This window comes from Serratia quinivorans (assembly GCF_052113645.1).
Lineage (GTDB): Bacteria > Pseudomonadota > Gammaproteobacteria > Enterobacterales > Enterobacteriaceae > Serratia > Serratia quinivorans_B.
In genome coordinates this window covers 187,969-205,957 of the sequence record NZ_JBIEIU010000006.1, presented here as the reverse complement: position 1 = coordinate 205,957, position 17,989 = coordinate 187,969, and the positions used below count along the sequence as shown (strand labels likewise).

Here is a 17,989-nt window from a genome sequence, read left to right as displayed (position 1 = left end):
CTAAAAGTAGGCTCATAACCGCCAGCCAGGGATCAGCGATGCAGCAACCGGGCCAGGCCCGACGACTGGGGTGGAACGATACCTGTTGGCCGGTTATTACGCCGGATAACTGTTTTGCCGGATATCCACTAATTCCATTCAGTATAGCTATCTGGCAAAACAGACTCGTGGTGAGTCAGGGTAGCGCATTTGCTAAAAAGGCCGGAAAGATCCGGCCCCGGGTTTCAGCTTGATAACCGGGCGGGAAACCCCGCCCGGATGGGGCAATTACATCGACTGAGTGAAAGTACGAGTAATAACGTCTTGCTGTTGTTCTTTGGTCAATGAGTTGAAGCGAACGGCATAACCGGATACGCGGATGGTCAACTGAGGATATTTCTCAGGATTTTCCATCGCGTCCAGTAGCATTTCACGGTTCATCACGTTGACGTTCAGGTGCTGACCACCTTCGATGGACGCTTCGTGGTGGAAGTAACCGTCCATCAGGCCCGCCAGGTTGGCTTTACGCACATCGTCGTCTTTACCCAGCGCGTTTGGCACGATGGAGAAGGTGTAGGAGATCCCGTCCTTCGCGTAAGCAAACGGCAGTTTGGCTACGGAGGTCAGGGAAGCTACAGCCCCTTTCTGGTCGCGACCGTGCATTGGGTTAGCACCTGGACCGAATGGCGCGCCGGCGCGGCGACCATCTGGGGTGTTACCGGTTTTCTTGCCGTAAACCACGTTGGAAGTGATGGTCAGGACGGACTGAGTCGGTACCGCATTACGGTAGGTACGCAGTTTCTGAATTTTCTTCATGAAACGTTCTACCAGGTCACAGGCGATGTCATCAACGCGAGCATCGTTGTTACCGAACTGCGGGTATTCACCTTCGATTTTGAAGTCTACGGCCAGGCCGTCTTCGTCACGGATGGTGGACACTTTGGCGTACTTGATGGCAGACAGGGAGTCAGCCGCAACCGACAGACCGGCGATGCCGCAGGCCATGGTGCGATAAACGTCACGGTCATGCAGCGCCATCAGTGCAGCTTCATAGCTGTACTTGTCGTGCATGTAGTGAATGATGTTCAGCGCGGTCACATACTGTTTGGCCAGCCAATCCATAAAGTGGTCCATGCGTTCCATGACTTTGTCATAGTCCAGCACGGTGTCCATCATTGGCGCTTCTTTCGGGCCAACCTGCATTTTCAGTTTTTCATCAACGCCGCCGTTGATGGCGTACAACATGGTTTTCGCCAGGTTGGCACGGGCACCGAAGAACTGCATTTGCTTACCGACAATCATCGGGCTGACGCAACAGGCGATGGCATAGTCATCGTTGTTGAAGTCAGGGCGCATCAAATCATCGTTTTCATACTGTACGGAGGAGGTGTCGATAGACACTTTCGCAGCGTATTTTTTGAAGTTCAGAGGCAGTTTTTCAGACCACAGGATGGTCATGTTCGGTTCCGGAGACGGCCCCATGGTGTACAGGGTGTTCAGGAAGCGGAAGCTGTTTTTGGTGACCAGAGTACGGCCGTCAACGCCCATACCTGCCAGGGATTCAGTCGCCCAGATTGGGTCACCGGAGAACAGTTCATCATACTCAGGGGTACGCAGGAAGCGCACCATACGCAGTTTCATTACCAGATGGTCAATCAGTTCCTGCGCCTGCTCTTCGTTCAGTTTGCCCGCTTCGATATCGCGTTGAATGAACACGTCAAGGAAGGTGGACACACGGCCGAAGGACATTGCCGCGCCGTTCTGGGATTTCACCGCGGCCAGGTAGCCGAAGTAGGTCCACTGCACAGCTTCTTGCGCGGTGGATGCCGGACCAGAGATGTCGCAGCCGTATTTGGCAGCCATTTCTTTAATCTGGCCCAGAGCGCGGTGCTGTTCAGCAATTTCTTCACGCAGCTGGATGGTCATTTCCAGATCTTCGCCGTTTTCCAGCTTGCTCTGCAGTGACTTGAACTGGTTCAGTTTGTCGGCCATCAGGAAATCGATGCCGTACAATGCTACGCGACGGTAGTCACCGATGATGCGGCCACGGCCGTAAGCATCTGGCAGGCCGGTCAGCACGCCGGATTTACGGCAGTTCAGGATGTCTTTGGTGTAAACGTCGAATACGCCCTGGTTGTGGGTTTTACGGTATTCGGTAAACACTTTCTTCAGCTGTGGATCCAGTTCGCGGCCGTAGACCTTACAAGAACCTTCTACCATTTTGATGCCGCCGAATGGGATCAGCGCGCGTTTCAGAGGTGCGTCAGTCTGCAAACCTACGATGGTTTCCAGTTCTTTGGCGATGTAGCCAGCGTCGTGGGAAGTGATAGTGGCGGCAACGTTGGTGTCGAAATCAACTGGCGCATGAGTGCGGTTTTCCAGTTTGATCCCTTCCATAACCTTTTCCCACAGGGTGGAGGTGGCCTGAGTTGCGCCGGCCAGGAAGGATTCATCACCCTCGTAAGGAGTGTAGTTTTTCTGGATGAAGTCACGAACGTTGACTTCTTTCTGCCAGTCACCTTTGCTGAAACCTTCCCAAGCTTTGGCTAACTTCTCGTTAAGTTCGGTCATTATACACCTACCTTTAATTGTGGAGTTCTAACTCGGCGCGCGATAACTAACAGCTTAGTGCTGTTGTTCACCACCGCGCAGATAAATTACCCAGTAAGTCAACCCAACCAGCAAGCCGCCGCCAATGATGTTGCCAATGGTGACTGGGATCAGATTGTCGATGATAAAGTTGCTTACGGTCAGATGAGCAAATTGCTCGGGTGCTGCCCCTACGGCTTGCCAGAATTCTGGCGTGGCGAAGTTTTTAACCACGATACCCATAGGGATCATAAACATGTTGGCGATGCTGTGTTCAAAACCGCTGGCGACGAACATGCCGACCGGCAGGATCATGGCGAACATTTTGTCCATCAGGCTGCGGCCAGAGTAGCTCATCCACACGGCCAGGCAGACCATCAGGTTAGCCAGAATGCCGAGGCAGACCGCCTCAACAAAGGTGTGGTGCAGCTTATGGTCCGCGGTTTGCAGGACGTTAAGGCCCCATTGGCCGTTGGCCACCATATGTTCGCCAGAGAACCAGATAAGTGCCACAAAGAACAGTGCGCCGATCAGGTTGCCGATATAGACATTCAGCCAGTTGGCGCCCAGTTGGCACCAGCTGATGCGGCCGCTGGCTTTCGCGATGACAATCAGCACGGTGGAAGTGAACAGGTCGGCGCCTGAAACCACCACCAGCATTAACCCCAGAGAGAAGCAGATGCCGCCGACCAGTTTTGCCAGGCCGAAAGGCACACCGGCAGTGCCGGTAGTCGCAGTGATATAAAATACGAATGCGATTGAAATAAAGACGCCGGCAGTGATCGCCAAATAAAACGTTTTCAGCGGATGCTTGGTGGCTTTATACACACCTGCATCTTCAGCGATTTTCGCCGTTGCTGCAGGTAATATCAGATCGAAGGGGTTGTCAGCTTTCACACTAACTCTCGCTTTTAAGGGTTAAAACAACGCAATGAGATACTAGCAAAGCAGTATAGGGTAAAAATTGATTTGGATCATAAGGGGGGGAACTAAAACGGCAAAAAACCAGATAAAACGCAAGGTTTATTTGATTATCACATTGATTTTTAATGAAAAACTATTTTTTAATGTTTGCAAATAATTTTGAATTTATCGCAGTGTCGACCCCGTTCAGGTTAAATTTTAGCGCATTTTGTCACTTTCAGATGGCCAGGGTTTAATTATCAGTTAATTATTATTTTACCGGCCGGTAACAATTGCCGCTTTATTTATCTTGTTTGCTGTTAAGTGCGTAATTAGGCGAAAAAAATAAAAGGAAAAACCGGTGATTTAACCGTCAAAATAGCATTTTGAGATTTTTATGGAGTGAGAGTAAAGGCAAAGGTGTAGCGCCGGCAGAGACCCGCCGGCGCACAGAGACTGAGATTATGCCTGCGCCCAATGGCGACGCTTGGCGTTCTGCAGTTTTTCGTAGGCCGCTAACAGCGCCTGATGCGCCGGTAACGCTTTCAGATCGCTATCGACCGCGAACAGGCCGTTAAAGCGCTCTTCGCCGCTGATGGCCGCAGAGGCGGCATCTACGGCTTCCTGACCGTACATCTTCACGAAGGCGGTGTAGTACTGAGCCGGATCGCGTTCAGGTTCCTGCGCCAGCAGCAACAGGGTTTGCAGGCAACGGTAGTAGTTGCTGCGCGCCGGGTTCAACACGGAAGCGTTGAAGTCCTGAGTCCACTCTGCCCAGATCAGCGCCTGGTCCATATCGCCGCCCGCCAGTGCCAGCATCGACTTCAGCTCGCCTACGCGCAGGGTATACCAAGCGTTGTCTTTGCCGGAGGCAATCCCCAGCAGTTCGCGCACGCGGGTGAAGTCGTCGAGGCCTTCGTCGTCCAGGCGTTCGATCAGCGCCAGATACTCTTGCGGCTCCCACTCACTGCCCGGCAACGCCAGCAGCGTATCACGCAGGTGTGCTCCCATGCTGTTGTTGGCCAGCAGCAGGTCTTCCGCCGGGTAGATATCGGACATGCCCGGTACGATGATACGGCAGGCGTACACATCCAGATGCTCATAGTCGGCGATGTACACTTCAGCGCCTTCTTTGTCGAAGATGCTCATCAGGGTGGCGAACTCTTCCTGCGTACTGCCGCTGAAGCTCCAGTCGACAAACGGGTAATCCGCATCCTGCTTGAACATATCCCAGGAGATCAAACCGCTGGAATCGATAAAGTGGGTTTCCAGGTTAGTGTGCTCCGCCACTTCTTCGTCGTCGAAGGTGGGGGCGGTGAACACGTCCAGATCTTTCAGACTACGGCCCTGCAGCAGTTCAGTGACGGTACGTTCAAGCGCCACGCCGAAATCAGGGTGCGCGCCGAACGAGGCGAAACAGGTGCCGTTAGCCGGGTTGAACAGCACCACGCAGATCACCGGATAGTTGCCGCCCAGCGACGCGTCGTAGGACAGGATCGGGAAACCTTCTTCTTCAAGCTTGGCGATGGCTTCCACCACGCCAGGATAGCGGTTCAGCACCTCGGCCGGGATCTCCGGCAGGCTGATGGACTCGGCGATAATGCGGTTTTTCACATAACGCTCAAACACTTCGGACAGGCCTTGTACGCGCGCTTCATTGGCGGTATTACCAGCGGACATGCCGTTGGACACATACAGGTTGCCGATAATGTTCATCGGGATATAAACAGTCTGCTGGTCTGACTGACGGGAGAACGGCAGGGCGCAAATGCCACGGTCGCCATTACCGGACTGCAAATCGATCAGATCGCTCGCGTTGACTTCCTGATCCGGATTGTAGAAAGCATGCAGGCGTTCGTCGAGAATACCGGCCGGCAGCGAGTCGTCGGCAGGGATCGGGAACCACTTCTCATTCGGGTAATGCACGAAGTCACCTTCGGCAATCTGTTTGCCCAGATAGAAGTCGGCAAAGAAATAGTTGGTGGAGAGGCGTTCGAAGTATTCGCCCAAAGCGGAGGCCAAAGCAGCTTTTTTGCTGGCACCTTTGCCGTTGGTGAAGCACAGCGGGCAATCGCGGTCACGGATGTGAACTGACCATACATGGGGTACCGGGTTCAGCCAGGAGGCTTCTTCGATATTAAAACCCAGGTCGCTTAATTTCTGTTGGAAACGGGCGATAGAGTCTTCCAGCGCGGCGTCTTTGCCAGGGATAAAAGTTTGCGTCATTGTCTTCACTTTTTGAGCGTACTAAAAACGCGCAATGATACGGGGTTTTACGCCCAAGCTCCATGTATTCCTAAAGCGGTGGCAAAGTCACAGTTTTTTTGGGGATAAGGGCCATAATTCAGCGGGTTATCTATCATGGAGAAACTCAATGAAATCAGTGAAACTCAGCGCTGTGGCGCTACTGTTGGCGGGCGCAAGCGGTTCTGCGCTGGCATTGCCCACCATTACCTTGTTGGCGACCGGTGGCACCATTGCCGGCGGTGGCGAATCGGCGACGAAGTCCAACTACACGGCAGGTAAGCTGGGCGTTGACGCTCTGGTGAGTGCTGTACCTGAGCTGAAAAATCTCGCCAACGTTCAGGGCGAGCAGGTGGTGAACATCGGTTCGCAGGACATGAACGATGAGGTATGGCTGAAGCTGGCGAAGAAAATCAACGCCGACTGCGCCAAAACTGACGGCTTTGTCGTCACCCACGGCACCGACACGCTGGAAGAGACCGCCTATTTTCTGGATCTCACCGTCAAATGCGACAAGCCGGTGGTGATTGTCGGGGCGATGCGTCCGGCAACGGCAATGAGCGCCGATGGTCCGTTCAATCTGTATATGGCAAGGTTGATTACCAACGTTCGCCGCAGCGCAAACACACCACCGATACCCCGTTTGACGTGTCCAGCCTGACAGCGTTGCCGAAGGTGGGCATTATCTACAATTATGCCAATGCCTCCGATGCGCCGGCGAAAGCTCTGATCGCCGAAGGTTATCAGGGCATCGTCAGTGCCGGGGTCGGTAACGGTAACTTGTATAAAACGGTGTTCGATACCCTGGCGACGGCTGCGCATAACGGCGTCGCCGTGGTGCGATCTTCCAGAGTGCCCACCGGCTCCACCACCGAAGATGCCGAAGTGGATGACGCCAAATTCGGCTTTGTTGCCGCCGGCACGCTGAACCCGCAAAAAGCACGGATCCTGCTGCAACTGGCATTGACCCAGACCAAAGATGCCAAACAAATCCAGCAGATGTTCAATCAATACTGAGTGTCTTTTCTCCATTCGGGGGCCGTCGCGCCCCCTAGCCATGTCGGCTGAATACAGCATAAAAAACCGCGTTAACCCACTGAATTGGCCGTTGTCACAGCGTTTTATTGCAGAAAGTACCGGTGATTTGGCAGAGCCTGTTATTGCAGTGATAAAGGCTTTCCCGACCTCGTTCGAATAAGCATTGCAGGCGGGGGGCGTGAGTGATAAAACCGATGGGGTAGTTCGGGCGTATTTCGGTAGGCCAGTATCATTGGCGAATAGTGAATGTGGTGAGGGGAAATGACTCAGGTTTATAATTTTAGCTCTGGCCCGGCAATGTTGCCGGTTGAAGTGTTGCGTCGTGCGGAACAGGAATTGTGCAACTGGCACGGTCTCGGTACCTCGGTGATGGAAATCAGCCATCGCAGTAAAGAGTTTATCGAAGTTGCTCAGCAGTCCGAACAGGATCTGCGCGATCTGCTGAAGATCCCCTCCAACTATAAAGTGCTGTTCTGCCACGGTGGCGCCCGCGCGCAGTTTGCTGCGTTGCCGCTGAACCTGCTGGGTGACCAAACCACCGCGGATTATATCGACGGCGGTTACTGGGCGCACAGCGCCATCACCGAAGCGAAAAAATACTGCACGCCAAACACCATTGACGTGAAAACCAACGTTGACGGCCTGCTCGGCATCAAACCGATGAAAGAGTGGCAGTTAAACGACGATGCAGCCTATGTGCACTATTGTCCGAATGAAACCATCGACGGCGTGGCCATCGATGAGCTGCCGGATTTTGGCGATAAGGTGGTGGTCGGTGATTACTCCTCCACCATTTTGTCGGGTCCGCTGGACGTTAGCCGTTTCGGCGTGATTTACGCCGGCGCACAGAAAAACATCGGCCCGGCCGGCCTGACCCTGGTGATTGTCCGCGAAGATCTGCTGGGTAAAGCGCGCCGCGAAGTCCCGTCCATCCTCGATTACACCGTGCTGGCCGAGAACGATTCCATGTTCAACACGCCGCCGACTTTTGCCTGGTACCTGTCCGGCCTGGTATTCAAATGGCTGAAAGAGCAGGGCGGCCTGGTGGAGATGCACAAACGCAATCAGGCCAAGGCCGAATTGCTGTATGCGACCATCGATAGCTCTGATTTCTACCGCAGCCGAGTGGCGCATGCCAACCGTTCCTGGATGAACGTGCCGTTCCAACTGGCGGACCCGGCGCTGGACAAGGTGTTCCTCAGCGAAGCGGAGGCCATTGGCCTGCAGGCGTTAAAAGGTCACCGAGTGGTTGGCGGCATGCGCGCTTCTATTTACAATGCAATGCCGTTGGCCGGCGTGCAGACCTTGACCGACTTTATGATCGACTTCGAACGTCGTCACGGTTAAGCCAGGTTGCCTGCCTTGAGCGGGCCGCCTTCGCTGTTGTCCTTTTGAGTTAAAGCGGCTCCGGCATTATCCCCGGGGCCGTTTCGTTTATCAGATTTTGGAGATTTTTGTTCACATGGTGGATTCCCTGACGTTACAACCGGTCGCCTTGGTCAATGGCACCGTCAACTTACCCGGCTCCAAGAGCGTATCCAACCGTGCTCTGCTGCTGGCTGCGCTGGCGGAGGGAACGACGACGCTGACCAACCTGCTGGACAGCGACGACGTGCGCCACATGCTGAATGCGCTACAGGCGTTGGGGGTGAGTTACCAACTGTCAGACGATCGCACCACCTGCAAAGTTGAAGGCGTTGCCGGCCCGTTGGTGGCCAACCAACCGCTTGAGTTATTCCTCGGCAATGCCGGTACCGCGATGCGCCCTTTGGCGGCGGCACTGTGCCTGGGCAGCAACGATGTGGTGCTGACCGGTGAACCGCGTATGAAAGAGCGCCCGATCGGCCATTTGGTGGACGCTCTGCGTCAGGGCGGCGCGCAGATTGATTATCTGGAGCAGACCGATTATCCACCATTGCGCCTGCGCGGTGGTTTCCATGGCGGTGATGTGACCGTGGACGGCAGCGTATCCAGCCAGTTCCTGACCGCCTTGTTGATGACGGCGCCGCTGGCTGAACAGGACACCCATATCCATATCAAAGGCGAGCTGGTTTCCAAACCGTACATTGATATCACGTTGCACCTGATGCGTAGCTTCGGCGTTGAAGTCAGCCACGACAACTACCGCGTATTCCATATCAGTGGCGGTCAAACTTACCGTTCACCGGGCGATTATCTGGTGGAAGGCGACGCCTCTTCAGCTTCTTATTTCCTGGCGGCGGCGGCGATTAAAGGCGGCACCGTACGCGTTACCGGCATTGGTAAAAAAAGCGTGCAGGGCGACACCAAGTTTGCCGACGTGCTGGAAAAAATGGGAGCGCGCATTACCTGGGGCGATGACTATATTGAATGCAGCCGCGGTGAACTGCGCGGCATCGACATGGACATGAACCATATCCCGGACGCGGCGATGACGATTGCGACCGCGGCCTTGTTTGCCGAAGGCCCGACGACTATCCGCAATATCTATAACTGGCGGGTAAAAGAGACCGACCGTTTGGCAGCAATGGCAACGGAACTGCGTAAAGTGGGGGCCGAGGTTGATGAAGGGGAAGACTACATTCACGTAGTGCCACCGGCCAAGCTGAAATTTGCCGATATCGGCACCTATAATGACCACCGTATGGCGATGTGTTTCTCGCTGGTGGCATTATCGGATACGCCGGTGACCATTCTCGATCCGAAATGTACCGCGAAGACCTTCCCGGACTACTTCGAACAGTTGGCGCGCATCAGTCAATTGGCATAGTTCGGCAGTCAGATACTTTTTTTTAAGGCCCTTAATTGGGCCTTTATCGTTTTTAACCCCCGTAGCCTGGGGGCGTCCTCTATACTTTTGCGCGGACATACGCTTATTTTCAACAACCAGACAGTTCCAAGGTAACAGTTAGCCGTTTGGCAGCGTATAATGCGCCACCGTGACTGCCCCGATTGGGCGGGCGGCAGGGACGCTTTTAATTATGCTTTCGCATTGTGCTGACGGCAGGTTATGTCCCTGTGAGGTTTTCTACCTGAAGGAGAGAGAAATGACGGCTACAGCCCCGGTGATAACCGTTGATGGACCAAGTGGCGCAGGCAAAGGTACGTTGTGTAAAGCGCTGGCCGAATCCCTTGGTTGGCGTTTGCTGGACTCCGGCGCGATCTATCGCGTACTGGCACTGGCGGCGCTGCATCATCAGGTCGATATCACGTCTGAGGAGGCGCTGGTTCCCCTGGCCGCACATCTCGATGTTCGCTTTGTTGCCGAGGGTGGCAAACTGCAGGTGATTTTGGAAGGTGAGGATGTCAGCAACGAGATCCGCACTGAAACTGTCGGCAATACCGCTTCACAGGCAGCGGCTTTTCCGCGCGTGCGTGAAGCCCTGTTGCGTCGCCAGCGTGCATTCCGCGAGGCTCCAGGCCTGATTGCCGATGGGCGCGATATGGGCACGGTGGTGTTCCCCGATGCACCGGTAAAAATTTTCCTGGACGCCAGTTCGGAAGAGCGTGCACACCGCCGCATGCTACAGTTGCAGGAAAAGGGCTTTAATGTTAACTTTGAACGTCTTTTAGCCGAGATAAAGGAACGGGACGACCGTGACCGTAATCGGCCTATCGCGCCACTGGTGCCGGCTTCCGACGCCCTCGTGCTGGATTCAACCAGCATGTCGATCGACGAAGTCATCCAGCGTGCGCTGACTTATGCACAAAAAGTTTTAGCGTTGCCGCAGCAGTAAGCGCGGCGGCGTTATTGGCTTTTTGTCATATTTGTCATGGCAGTATCGAACTATATCGGGTAAAATTTTACCCCTGTAACCTAAACCCTGTCGGCATGGAGCCAATGGCGGGGTATGTGAAACAACCCCATTCGGCGGGATGCTAAATGGACGTTAAACTATAGAACCCTGAAGATTAAACATGACTGAATCTTTCGCTCAACTCTTTGAAGAATCCCTGAAAACAATCGAAACCCGTCCGGGTTCCATCGTTCGTGGCGTTGTAGTTGCTATCGACAAAGACGTAGTACTGGTTGACGCCGGTCTGAAATCTGAGTCTGCCATCCCGGCTGAGCAATTCAAAAACGCACAGGGCGAGCTGGAAATCCAGGTAGGCGACGAAGTTGATGTTGCGCTGGACGCTGTTGAAGATGGCTTCGGTGAAACTCTGCTGTCCCGTGAGAAAGCTAAGCGTCACGAAGCTTGGATCACGCTGGAAAAAGCTTACGAAGAAGCTGAAACTGTCGTCGGTGTTATCAACGGCAAAGTTAAGGGTGGCTTCACTGTAGAGCTGAACGGTATTCGCGCGTTCCTGCCAGGTTCCCTGGTTGACGTGCGTCCAGTACGTGACACTCTGCACCTGGAAGGCAAAGAGCTTGAGTTCAAAGTCATCAAGCTGGACCAGAAACGCAACAACGTTGTAGTTTCTCGCCGTGCGGTTATCGAATCAGAGAACAGCGCAGAACGTGATCAACTGCTGGAAAACCTGCAGGAAGGCATGGAAGTTAAAGGTATCGTTAAGAACCTCACTGACTACGGTGCATTCGTTGATCTGGGCGGCGTAGACGGCCTGCTGCACATCACTGATATGGCTTGGAAACGCGTTAAGCATCCGAGCGAAATCGTCAACGTTGGCGACGAAATCACTGTTAAAGTGCTGAAGTTCGACCGCGAGCGTACTCGTGTTTCCCTGGGCCTGAAGCAACTGGGCGAAGATCCATGGGTCGCTATCGCGAAACGTTACCCAGAAGGCACCAAGCTGACTGGTCGTGTAACCAACCTGACTGATTACGGCTGCTTCGTAGAAATCGAAGAAGGCGTTGAAGGCCTGGTACACGTTTCTGAAATGGATTGGACCAACAAAAACATCCATCCGTCCAAAGTTGTTAACGTGGGCGATGTAGTGGAAGTTATGGTTCTGGACATCGATGAAGAACGTCGTCGTATCTCCCTGGGTCTGAAGCAGTGCAAAAACAACCCATGGCAGCAGTTTGCAGAAACCCACAACAAGGGCGACCGCGTTGAAGGTAAAATCAAGTCTATCACTGACTTCGGTATCTTCATCGGCCTGGACGGCGGCATCGACGGCCTGGTTCACCTGTCTGACATCTCCTGGAACGTTGCAGGCGAAGAAGCAGTTCGTGAATACAAGAAAGGCGACGAAATCGCAGCGGTTGTTCTGCAAGTTGACGCAGAGCGCGAGCGTATCTCCCTGGGCGTGAAGCAACTGGCTGAAGACCCGTTCAATAACTACCTGTCTATGAACAAGAAAGGTACTATTGTTACTGGTAAAGTCACTGCAGTTGACGCCAAAGGTGCTACAGTTGAATTAGCAGGCGGCGTAGAAGGTTACCTGCGTGCATCTGAAGCCTCTCGCGACCGCATTGAAGATGCAACTCTGGTTCTGAATGTGGGTGACGACGTTGAAGCTAAATTCACCGGCGTTGACCGTAAGAACCGCGTAGTAAGCCTGTCCGTACGTGCTAAGGACGAAGCTGACGAGAAAGACGCAATCGCTACTGTTAACAACAAACAGGAAGAGAGCAACTTCTCTAACGCTATGGCTGAAGCTTTCAAAGCGGCTAAAGGCGAGTAATGACGGGGGGCGGTTTTTTAACCGCCCCGATACGGTAGTTTAGCTGCAAAGCTTGGAGGAACTATGACCAAGTCTGAACTTATTGAAAGACTTGCTGGCCAGCAATCTCATGTACCGGCGAAAGCCGTTGAGGATGCAGTGAAAGAGATGCTAGAACATATGGCTGCTACGTTAGCCGATGGTGAACGCATTGAGATCCGCGGATTCGGCAGTTTTTCTCTTCACTACCGTGCTCCGCGTGTGGGTCGCAACCCGAAAACTGGTGATAAGGTTGAGCTGGACGGCAAGTACGTTCCTCACTTCAAACCAGGCAAAGAGCTGCGTGACCGCGCCAATATCTATGGTTAGTCACTGACTCCCCATAGAGTTGTTGCTTGTACTGAAATATAAAACGGCGCCCTTCGGGCGCCGTTTTTTTTGGCCTGAACGTTGAGGCTGACAAGGTTGTTTCTGTATTTTCCTGCTTGCTACGCCGCAACATTTTGTCAGCGCTGGTAACGGCTGTCGTTATTGTGCGGCGCCGCTCGCGCAGCCTTTGATTGTGGCTGGTGGAACCTGGTCCCTATGTGAACAATCCCGTGATGTTGGTGGCTTGGATAGCTGTCCTATACCGGGAGAACCCCTATCAAGACTTCGCTGGATTTGGCTGTAAGCGCGAGTATCTGCGGTATTCTGCCGCTGCTTATCATGCCGCACTTGCCCGACGTGCGAATGGCGCTCTGGGGCATCCTGCCCGTTTGTTGCTACCTGTGGCGCAGGGGCCGCTTCTGTCGATTTATGGCGTGGGGCGCTTTGGGTTTTCTATGGGCGGTATTCACGGCCGGAACCCTGGTAGATCAAATCAACCGTCTGAGCCTGGGCCCGGTAGTGCATGCCGTGGTTCAGGTTAACAGCATTACGTTGGCTGCTACGGCACGCAAACAGACGGTGATGCGCATCGAACAGATTAATGGCAGGTGGTTGGTACCCTCTATCGCCTTTTCCACACTCTGGCAGCCCAAAGAACACTCCTTGTGCGCTGGGCAACGCTGGCGCATGCAGCTGCGCTTGCGGCCGATGCATGGCAATTTAAATGAAGGGGGCTTTGACAGCCAACGTTGGGCGATGTCACAGCGTCAACCATTAACGGCGCAGGTAAAGAGCGCCACACTTCTGGATCCCGCCTGTAACTGGCGACAGCGTATTATCGCGCATGCCGAGAGCAACATTGGCGTTGTTCGTTATCAGGCCGTTTTATTGGCTTTGGCATTTGGTGAAAGAGGCGCATTAGAACCGACACTGCGCTCGCTGATGTTGAAAACCGGCATTGCTCACCTGATGGCCATTTCAGGGTTACACGTGGCGATGGTGGCCATTTTGATTTGGTCTTTACTGCGTGCGATACAATTTTTTTTGCCTGCCAACCTGATTGGTTACCGCTTTCCTTTGGTTGTCAGTTGGCTCGGGGCATTAGGCTATATCTGGTTGGCTGGCGCACATCCGCCGGCGGTGAGAACCGGCCTGGCGCTGACACTCTGGATGCTGTTGCGCTTACGCGGCATTCATTGTTCCTCATGGCAAATTTGGCTGTGGTGTATCGGTTTAATACTGGTTTGCGATCCGCTGGCGGCGCTCTCGGACAGTTTTTGGTTATCGGCAACGGCCGTTTTATGCCTGATTTTTTGGTTTGAATGGGTCCCCTTAAGTCCCCGCTTTCGTTCGGGATGGCATTGGGCACCGCTGCGCTGGCTGCATATTCAGTTTGGTATCACGCTGTTATTGGTGCCTCTGCAAGCAGGACTGTTTCTTGGCCTGACGATGACCTCCATACCGGCCAATCTTTGGGCTGTCCCTTTGGTTTCGCTGGTGACGGTACCGCTGATCCTTCTTGCCGTGGTGCTGGGGATTTTCCCCCCATTGAGTGCAGGGTTGTGGTGGCTGGCGGATCTCACGCTGGCATGGGTTTTCACGCCATTACAGTATCTGCAAAATGGTTGGATCGATCTTGGCGCGGCCTCGCTGGTTATCAGCATTGCAGGTTGGCTGATGGTGATTTTCTGGCGCTTTCATTGGTGGTTGCGCCATGCCTCAGTGTTGGTCACGCTGGCGGTGTGTTGCGTGCTGTGGCGGGAAAAAGCGCCGTCATACCGCTGGCGCATAGATATGCTCGATATTGGTCATGGCCTGGCCATGGTGGTCGAAAAGGATGGCCGTGCAATATTGTATGATACCGGACCACGCTGGGGGACGGGCAGTGCTGCGGTCCGCAATATTATGCCCTTTCTTAACTGGCGCGGGCTGTCGGTAGAGCAAATCATTATCAGCCACGATCATTTGGATCATATTGGTGGCCTTGAGGAGATGCAACAAGCCTTCCCGCAGGCCAGGGTGCGGAGTCCGCGTCTGGGCGCTGGCCATTTACCCTGCGTGGCGGGGGAGCGTTGGCAATGGCAATCGCTGCAGTTTCAGGTGTTGTGGCCACCGAAGGCGGTAAAGACAGCGGGAAACGACGATTCGTGCGTCATCCGTATTGATGATGGGAAATACAGTGTGTTGCTGACCGGTGATGCCGAAAAAAGATCAGAGGCGCAGTTGGTGCGGCATCAGCGTCATTTGTTGCGCGCTACAATATTACAAGTTCCTCATCATGGCAGTAAAACCTCATCCACACCGCCATTTTTACGTGCGGTAGCGCCGGATGCGGCAATCGCATCGGCATCGCGTTACAATAAATGGCGATTACCTGCGGTTAAAGTCGTCGCCAGATATCTGGAAAATGGCATCATATGGCACGATACTTCGCGTTCCGGTCAGTTATCGGTACTTTTTTTCGACAACGATTGGCAAATTAAAGGCTTTCGTGAACAATTAATGCCCCGTTGGTACCATCAGCGGTTTGGCGTAGAGGGTGATAATGAGTAAAATGGGCCGCTATTTCTTCCGATGCTGGTATTTGCATGATGAATGATAAAGATCTCTCCACCTGGCAGACTTTCCGTCGCCTCTGGCCGATGATCACACCTTTTAAGACCGGGCTGATCGTGGCCGCCATTGCGTTGGTAATGAACGCGGCCAGCGACGCTTTTATGTTGTCTTTGCTTAAACCATTATTGGATGACGGTTTTGGGAAAACGGAAAGCAGTATCCTGCTGTGGATGCCATTGGCCGTGATTGGCCTGATGGTAGTGCGCGGGGCGACCGGCTTTGTTTCCAGCTATTGCATTTCGTGGGTCTCCGGCATGGTGGTAATGCACATGCGCCGCCGCTTGTTTGGCCATATGATGAGAATGCCGGTGTCCTTCTTCGACCAGCAATCTACCGGCACATTACTCTCTCGAATCACCTATGACTCCGAGCAGGTAGCCTCATCCTCCTCCAGTGCGTTGGTGACCGTGGTGCGTGAAGGGGCGTCGATCATCGCGCTGTTCACCATGATGTTCTATTACAGCTGGCAACTTTCGGTGATCCTGATCGTATTGGCCCCGATTGTCTCTATTGCGATCCGCATCGTTTCCAAGCGCTTTCGTAATATCAGTAAAAACATGCAGAACACCATGGGGCAGGTGACAACCAGCGCCGAGCAGATGCTGAAAGGCCACAAGGAAGTCCTGATTTTTGGCGGCCAACAGGTTGAGACCGATCGCTTCAACTCCGTCAGCAACCGCATGCGCCAACAGGGTATGAAGCTGGTTTCTGCTTCTTCGATCTCGGACCCCATCATTCAGCTTATCGCTTCGTTGGCGCTGGCCTTTGTGTTGTATGCCGCCAGCTTCCCGAGCGTGATGGCTACCCTGACTGCCGGTACCATCACCGTGGTGTTCTCTTCGATGATCGCCCTGATGCGCCCGCTGAAGTCACTGACTAACGTCAATGCTCAATTCCAGCGTGGGATGGCCGCGTGCCAGACCTTGTTCTCGATTCTGGATATGGAGCAGGAAAAAGATACCGGTACCCGTGAAGTTGCACGTGCGAAAGGCGATATCGAATTCCGTAATGTCACTTTCTACTATCCAGGCAAAGAAACTCCGGCCCTGCGTGATATCAATCTGAGCATTTCAGAAGGTAAAACGGTGGCGCTGGTAGGCCGTTCTGGCTCGGGCAAATCGACCATCGCCAATCTGCTGACCCGTTTTTATGACGTTCAGGAAGGCGAGATCCTGATGGACGGTCACGATCTGCGCGAGTACACGTTGGCATCGTTGCGCGACCAAGTGGCCCTGGTTTCGCAAAATGTGCATTTGTTCAATGACACTATCGCCAATAACATCGCTTACGCGCGTGAAGAACGCTATAGCCGCGAAGAGATAGAGAAGGCCGCGCGTATGGCCTACGCCATGGATTTCATTGAGAAAATGGAAAATGGACTGGATACGGTGATTGGCGAGAATGGCGTAATGCTGTCCGGTGGCCAGCGCCAGCGTATCGCCATCGCCCGTGCCTTATTGCGTGATTGCCCGATCCTGATCCTCGATGAAGCCACCTCGGCACTGGATACCGAATCGGAGCGTGCTATTCAGGCCGCGCTGGATGAATTGCAGAAAAACCGCACTTCACTGGTGATTGCACACCGCCTGTCGACGATTGAGAAGGCCGATGAAATCCTGGTAGTTGAGGATGGTCGTATCGTTGAACGTGGCGAGCATGCTGTATTGATCGAAAAGCAGGGCGCTTATGCCCAACTGCATCGCATGCAGTTTGGCCAATAATGATTGAGCGTATCTGGTCAGGCAGTTCGCTGGTTTATTTGCTGCTGTTACCGCTGTCCTGGCTGTATGGTCTGGTCAGCGGCCTGATTCGGCTCAGCTACCGTTGCGGCCTGCGTAAAAGCTGGCGTGCACCGGTACCGGTCGTGGTGGTGGGAAACCTCACTGCCGGTGGCAATGGCAAAACCCCGATGGTGATCTGGCTGGTGGAACAGTTGCAGCAGCGCGGATACCGGGTCGGCGTCGTTTCTCGCGGTTACGGCGGTAAAGCAGAGGCTTATCCGCTGTTACTCAATGCGAGCACCACTACCCAGCAGGCAGGGGATGAGCCGGTACTGATTTATCAGCGTACCGCTGCGCCGGTAGCCATTTCGCCAAACCGCGCTGAAGCGGTACAGGCGTTGTTGAAGCAACATCAACTTGATGTCGTGATTACCGATGACGGTCTGCAGCATTATGCGCTGCAGCGCGATTTTGAACTGGTCGTGATTGATGGCGTACGCCGCTTTGGTAATGGATGGTGGCTGCCTGCGGGCCCGATGCGTGAACGAGCTTCGCGTTTGAGCAGCGTTGATGCACTGATTACCAACGGTGGCGTGGCCCAACCGGGTGAAATCGCCATGCGATTACAGGCGCGCGATGCAGTGAATGTGGCCAGTGGTGAGCGTCGACCGGTGGCTGAGTTACCGCATGTGGTGGCAATGGCCGGTATTGGTCATCCGCCGCGTTTCTTCGCCACGCTGGAAAAGCTGGGTGTGGCCGTTGAAAGAGAAGTGGCGTTTGCCGATCATCAGGAATACCAGCATGATCCATTGGCGGCGTTGGTGACTCCGGAGCAAACGCTGTTGATGACGGAAAAAGATGCGGTCAAGTGTCGTGCTTTTGCCCAGCCCAACTGGTGGTATTTACCGGTTGATGCGGTTCTTCCCCTCGAGCCGGCTGAGCAACTGCTGCAAAGTATTGAAGCCCTGCTGAAGCAATAA

11 protein-coding genes and 1 pseudogene are annotated in these 17,989 nt (G+C 53.9%); 9 read left to right on the top strand and 3 right to left on the bottom strand.

Annotation, left to right across the window (positions count from 1 at the left end; genetic code table 11):
* Positions 1-267: 267 nt before the first annotated feature.
* From pflB to ycaO, 3 genes are all read right to left on the bottom strand, one after another.
* Positions 268-2,550, bottom strand: a complete 2,283-nt coding sequence (pflB, locus tag ACGS9J_RS13565) for a formate C-acetyltransferase (RefSeq protein WP_442231403.1) — start codon at positions 2,548-2,550, stop codon at positions 268-270.
* Positions 2,551-2,604: 54 nt separating this feature from the next.
* Entirely contained in the window at positions 2,605-3,465 is an 861-nt protein-coding gene (gene focA, locus ACGS9J_RS13560; RefSeq protein WP_442231402.1) for a formate transporter FocA, read from the bottom strand.
* Positions 3,466-3,933: 468 nt separating this feature from the next.
* On the bottom strand, positions 3,934-5,697 hold the full coding sequence (ycaO, locus tag ACGS9J_RS13555; protein WP_442231401.1) for a 30S ribosomal protein S12 methylthiotransferase accessory factor YcaO: 1,764 nt from the start codon (positions 5,695-5,697) through the stop codon (positions 3,934-3,936).
* A 148-nt stretch (positions 5,698-5,845) separates the two neighbouring features.
* Here ycaO and ACGS9J_RS13550 point away from each other — a divergent pair.
* From ACGS9J_RS13550 to lpxK, 9 genes and pseudogenes are all read left to right on the top strand, one after another.
* Positions 5,846-6,732: pseudogene (locus ACGS9J_RS13550) on the top strand (asparaginase domain-containing protein).
* A gap of 282 nt (positions 6,733-7,014) precedes the next feature.
* The gene (gene serC, locus ACGS9J_RS13545) at positions 7,015-8,100 is read left to right on the top strand and encodes a 3-phosphoserine/phosphohydroxythreonine transaminase (protein ID WP_442231400.1); all 1,086 of its coding nucleotides are present in this window, start codon (positions 7,015-7,017) and stop codon (positions 8,098-8,100) included.
* Positions 8,101-8,215: 115 nt separating this feature from the next.
* Positions 8,216-9,502, top strand: a complete 1,287-nt coding sequence (aroA, locus tag ACGS9J_RS13540; RefSeq protein WP_442231399.1) for a 3-phosphoshikimate 1-carboxyvinyltransferase — start codon at positions 8,216-8,218, stop codon at positions 9,500-9,502.
* Between the two features lie 277 nt (positions 9,503-9,779).
* Positions 9,780-10,469 (top strand): (d)CMP kinase, encoded by a 690-nt coding sequence (cmk, locus tag ACGS9J_RS13535; protein ID WP_442231398.1) that lies wholly within the window; start codon positions 9,780-9,782, stop codon positions 10,467-10,469.
* A gap of 181 nt (positions 10,470-10,650) precedes the next feature.
* Complete coding sequence (rpsA, locus tag ACGS9J_RS13530) at positions 10,651-12,324, top strand: 30S ribosomal protein S1 (RefSeq protein ID WP_020826130.1); 1,674 nt, start codon at positions 10,651-10,653, stop codon at positions 12,322-12,324.
* A 63-nt stretch (positions 12,325-12,387) separates the two neighbouring features.
* A complete protein-coding gene (ihfB, locus tag ACGS9J_RS13525) occupies positions 12,388-12,672 on the top strand; it encodes an integration host factor subunit beta (protein ID WP_004942652.1) in 285 nt (94 codons plus the stop codon).
* Positions 12,673-13,011: 339 nt separating this feature from the next.
* Complete coding sequence (locus ACGS9J_RS13520; RefSeq protein WP_442231490.1) at positions 13,012-15,225, top strand: ComEC family protein; 2,214 nt, start codon at positions 13,012-13,014, stop codon at positions 15,223-15,225.
* Positions 15,226-15,260: 35 nt separating this feature from the next.
* Entirely contained in the window at positions 15,261-17,009 is a 1,749-nt protein-coding gene (gene msbA / locus ACGS9J_RS13515; RefSeq protein WP_442231397.1) for a lipid A ABC transporter ATP-binding protein/permease MsbA, read from the top strand.
* Positions 17,009-17,989 (top strand): tetraacyldisaccharide 4'-kinase, encoded by a 981-nt coding sequence (lpxK, locus tag ACGS9J_RS13510; RefSeq protein WP_442231396.1) that lies wholly within the window; start codon positions 17,009-17,011, stop codon positions 17,987-17,989. The genes msbA and lpxK overlap by 1 nt, the downstream gene beginning before the upstream one ends.